This window comes from Paenibacillus sp. N3.4, from assembly GCF_008017805.1.
Taxonomy (GTDB): domain Bacteria; phylum Bacillota; class Bacilli; order Paenibacillales; family NBRC-103111; genus Paenibacillus_E.
The window spans coordinates 1-2871 of record NZ_VRTT01000173.1 but is presented as its reverse complement, the minus strand read 5'-3'; the positions used below and the strand labels follow the sequence as shown (position 1 = coordinate 2871).

The window sequence follows — 2871 nt, the reverse complement described above, 5'->3', positions numbered from 1 at the left end:
TGATTGAAAGACTCGTCGCCAACCTTGGTATAACCGAGGTAATGGCTACAACGATAAACCAATATCGCAAAATGAGTAACTTGGAAGCTATTAATACGGGTCTATAGAAGATGGAACGCCGTGTGCCGTGAAAGTGGCCTGCACGGTGTGGCGGAGGGGAAAAGGTAGCGATAATATCAAAACCTTACCTATTCCAATCTTATGATTTAGTAAATTCAGTTAGAGGGAACGCGGAGTACTGGGAAACTAGTACGCTCCGTGTGGAACAGGGGAAAAGCTGGAGATCACATCAAACGCTTACCTATTGTTATCGATAGTTGAGGGGCTTGCTTCGCGGCAGCTCCTCTTTTGTTTATTAAAGTACCGGGCAGTTTAGTTTAAGAAGGTGTTTGTCCTCTATAAGAGAATTATTAGATAAAATAGATTTCGGGGGACATAATGGAAAATAATATTTTTTTGAAAAATGTAAAAAGCTTTATACAAATGCATTCGGATGGACTTTTAGGCGGAGAAATTATGCCGGAAGATGTTTTAATTGGCGTGGTTAAAGAAGAAGAGCTAATGGATGTTTTAACACTAGCAATGGCTTTAAATTATCAGAGAAATTCTTATACGTTGTGGGAGTCCGTTGTAAAAGCGTATCAAAATCCAGAGACCAATTGGATTTTTAATCCGATTCTCGCAGCAAACAAAAATATAAATGAACTTCGTGCAGCGTTGCTATTACATCGTGTAGGATTACAGCCAAATCGCCATCCTGAAATTTGGCAGCGCGTTGCAAAACGGATTGTAAAGTCTTCTGAAAAAGAGAACGTGCAAGGATTGATTCAGTCTGTTCAATCTGACATTGCTACTTTAAAGGGGATTGTACAAGAATCAAGAAAATCAGATTTCCCATACCTATCTGGACCAAAGATATTTAATTATTGGTTATATGTCCTTGAGAGATATACAAATGTTTCATGGAAGTCTCGGGAACTTATCACGATTGCTCCAGATACGCATATTTTAAAAGCTACGGTAAAACTTGGATTATGCTCTGAAGAGATTTTAAACGGTGGAGCAGATGACAGTAAGACTGTTGCTATTGCTTGGGAAACGGCACTTGCTGGAAGCGGACTAGCACCGATTGATGTTCATACTCCATTATGGTTATGGAGTCGTGCTGGATTCCCTCCACTTCTAGTCTCTTAAAGGAAGTTTAAATTTCTTAATCAACTTACGGAAAATATATAGCTAAATAGACATCAGGAGAAGGCTGCCGACTACATATAACGGCAGCCTTCTCAGCTCACGGGCAGTAAGCATAATTATCGACGCTAACGTAGTGGTTGAAATGTCCTATCCACGTCATGCGAAGGCGGTCCATGTAGTCAAGGCTATACCGTTGTTAAGATAACGGAGAACGAAAGTTAAACATTTGAAGGGCTGCCACGAGGCAGCCCTTCACTCCGGCTAACGGGCAGGTTAATTCCAAAATAAGGAATGAAGTGGTAAGATTGAATGGATTAACATTAAAATAGAGGTGTTAAAAACTATGATTGAATTAGAGAGAATACATCATGTTACAATTGCAACTAAAAGCTTAGAAAAAGCTAAAGAATTTTATTCGGAAATACTTAAATTCAAAGAGATAGAGCGTCCCCCATTTAAATCAAGGGGAGTATGGTATGAATTAGGTCAACAGCAACTTCACGTAGTGGAAAACCCAAAAAGCGAAACGCTACGATTAGGCGGTTTAAATTCTTTAGAGGGGCATCTTTCTATTTGGGTGAAGAGCTACACCAAAACATTGCAATGGCTAGAGGAAATAGGTTTAGAATATGAGATTGAACCAAATAGTGTTGCAGGTTTTTCCCAGATTTATATATTAGACAAAGATAAGAATATTATTGAATTTGCGGCTCCTTATCACTCTTAATAATAGAACTTACTTGGGTAATAATAGTTCAATATTGAAAGGGATGCCGAGTGGCACTAACGCATAACTTTAGCGCAATAACAATTGGCTGCCGACATGCTCGATGGTCAATTGAAGTAAACGGGCAGTTTTGTTGAAGAAGTAAAAAATACTACTTAGAGGTGAAATACATTATGGAAAATGAGAAACTAAAAATATTTGATAAAGATAGAAATCAAGTAGGTGTTGCTACACGTGAAGAAGTACATAGAATAGGACATTGGCATGAAGCATTCCATTGTTGGTTCGTTAGTAGAGAAAATGAAGTAGATTATATTTATCTTCAACTTCGTAGTGATATGAAAAAAGATTATCCGAATCTTTTGGATATTACTGCTGCTGGACATTTATTAGCTCATGAAACAGTACATGATGGGATAAGAGAAATTAAAGAGGAAATTGGAATTGAAGTTTCTTTTAATAAGTTAGTGTCATTAGGAATTATCGAATACTGCGCAATAAAAGAAAACTTTATCGACAATGAATTAGCTAACGTGTTTTTATATGAAAATAATAATACTTTTGATGAATTTACACTGCAAAAAGAAGAAGTTTCAGGGATTGTAAGAGTTGAATTTGATGATTTTTATGAGTTTTGGCTAGGAAAAAAAGAAGAAATTAGAGTTAAGGGATTTGAAATAAATAAGGATGGAAAAAAGGTTTTGATTGATAAGAATGTTGGAAGAAATGAATTTGTGCCACATGAAAATTCATTTTATGCAAGCATTGTAAAATTGATTAGAGAAAAAATTAAAGAGTAAAAGATAAGATACAAATGCTTTTTCTTACTCAGCAGACTCGAACTATAGCTAACTGTAATGTCCTTCAATACAAGGCAAGTTACTTTTTTTCATTTGTTCAATGTAATTTCTGAAAATTTGATTCTTAACATAATCTTTTTTACGTCGGCC

General features: G+C 36.3%; 3 protein-coding genes. All 3 read left to right on the top strand.

Features of this window, described 5'->3' with window-relative positions; genetic code table 11:
• Positions 1 to 438 precede the first annotated feature (438 nt).
• A complete protein-coding gene (locus FU659_RS34710) occupies positions 439 to 1194 on the top strand; it encodes a hypothetical protein (protein WP_147951697.1) in 756 nt (251 codons plus the stop codon).
• A 343-nt stretch (positions 1195 to 1537) separates the two neighbouring features.
• The gene (locus tag FU659_RS34705) at positions 1538 to 1921 is read left to right on the top strand and encodes a VOC family protein (protein ID WP_147951696.1); all 384 of its coding nucleotides are present in this window, start codon (positions 1538 to 1540) and stop codon (positions 1919 to 1921) included.
• A gap of 173 nt (positions 1922 to 2094) precedes the next feature.
• Entirely contained in the window at positions 2095 to 2721 is a 627-nt protein-coding gene (locus FU659_RS34700) for an NUDIX hydrolase (RefSeq protein ID WP_147951695.1), read from the top strand.
• The last annotated feature ends 150 nt before the right edge of the window (positions 2722 to 2871 follow it).

Coding starts and splice junctions, on each gene's coding strand:
- FU659_RS34710 (WP_147951697.1), top strand. CDS start 439: ATGGAAAATAATATTTTTTTGAAAAATGTAAAAAGCTTTATACAAATG.
- FU659_RS34705 (WP_147951696.1), top strand. CDS start 1,538: ATGATTGAATTAGAGAGAATACATCATGTTACAATTGCAACTAAAAGC.
- FU659_RS34700 (WP_147951695.1), top strand. CDS start 2,095: ATGGAAAATGAGAAACTAAAAATATTTGATAAAGATAGAAATCAAGTA.